Raw genomic sequence first — 1,223 nt, 5'->3', positions numbered from 1 at the left:
GAATTGACTATGGGTTGTGTGTTTGTATCTCTACTGTTTAGTTTTCAAGGATCAATTGTTTTTTTGTCGCTGTCATTTTTCGTTGTTGTCAGCGAAGATTAGTTTATCAGAACCAATACCTTTTGTCAAGAACTTTTTTTCCAAATTTTATTATTTATTTTGACTTTATTTGTTCTTAGAAATTGACTCTTTTTTTCATCTTGCTGCTTCTGAATCAGCAGTGACAGTTATTTATTATACACTGTTTTCTAATCTTGTCAACACTTTTTCGACATTTTTTTAAATAATTTATTATTATCTGCCAAATGCAGTTAGACAGCCTTATTTTAAAAGATTAATCTCCTAATTAATATCCTTGTTATTAAGAAAATCCCTTCCTTATACAAGAAGGGATTTTCAAAAGTCATATTACGTTATCTTACTTTGTGCTGCTTGATTTGTTGGTCTTGTTTGATTTGTTTGTCTTATCACATTTACTGTTTGTTTGAGAACCGGTATCAATGCTGTATTCTTGAGCAAATTCGGTTCTGTTCATACTTTTTTGTGTTTTTTCAGATTCTTTATTTGTTCTCTTGTCCATAGTCTATGACCTCCCTAATTCATTTCAGTCTTTATTGAACGAGGAATTTCCTCGCAATCATAGTATGGATTATCTTTCGTTTTTTATACCCAATCTTTTTTGAATTAGATATCTTTTTTTATATTTGAGAGATACATATTTCATAATTTTATGATAAACAAAAGGATTAGCAATCCCGCCAATAATGCCAAGCACAAAAAAACCTTGAACAAACTTAGATAATAGTAATGCCTTAGACAGTGCATTTGAAGCATTTTGTATTTCCTCTTCTAAATCATAAAAAATTGGGCTTTCATTTATATGCATTATCCAAAGCTCAACGTTATCATTTGCTTTTCTAAACTCTTCATCAGAACTCAAAGCCGCTGTTATCATTTTTAAAATGAAAATTTGTTCTTTTTCTTCTCTATAGCTGAAACCATATCCAATGGCAGTTTCGTAAATACCTTTTAAAATAACACCGAGGAAAAGTGGGATATCCGGTAAACCCACTCCAATCACCCCTAACCCGATTCCTTCAGCCAAAGTTACACAGGTATTAATACGTTGCCCTTTTCTGATTTCTTTATCCAGAAGCCTTATAGATTTTCTATCAGGTCTTTGGTTTATTCTAAAATCATTCACTCTAAAAGATAAGTCTAGC

At 31.2% G+C, this 1,223-nt stretch carries 2 protein-coding genes; both read right to left on the bottom strand.

All coding sequences use genetic code 11. The features are described 5' to 3' along the window. Nucleotides 1–418: 418 nt before the first annotated feature. Entirely contained in the window at nt 419–580 is a 162-nt protein-coding gene (locus tag RTK36_RS15290) for a hypothetical protein (protein ID WP_312048096.1), read from the bottom strand. Between the two features lie 69 nt (nt 581–649). Beyond that, nucleotides 650–1,223: EcsC family protein (locus RTK36_RS15285; RefSeq protein WP_312048095.1), on the bottom strand; the 574-nt coding region annotated here is incomplete at its 5' end.

It is taken from the genome of Anaerotignum sp. (assembly GCF_031981185.1).
In the GTDB taxonomy this organism is placed as follows: domain Bacteria; phylum Bacillota; class Clostridia; order Lachnospirales; family Anaerotignaceae; genus Chakrabartyella.
This window is presented reverse-complemented; position numbering and strand designations above follow the sequence as displayed.

What these genes read in the sequence shown, in the direction of transcription:
- RTK36_RS15290 (WP_312048096.1), bottom strand. Translation starts at nt 580, where the DNA reads ATGGACAAGAGAACAAATAAAGAATCTGAAAAAACACAAAAAAGTATG.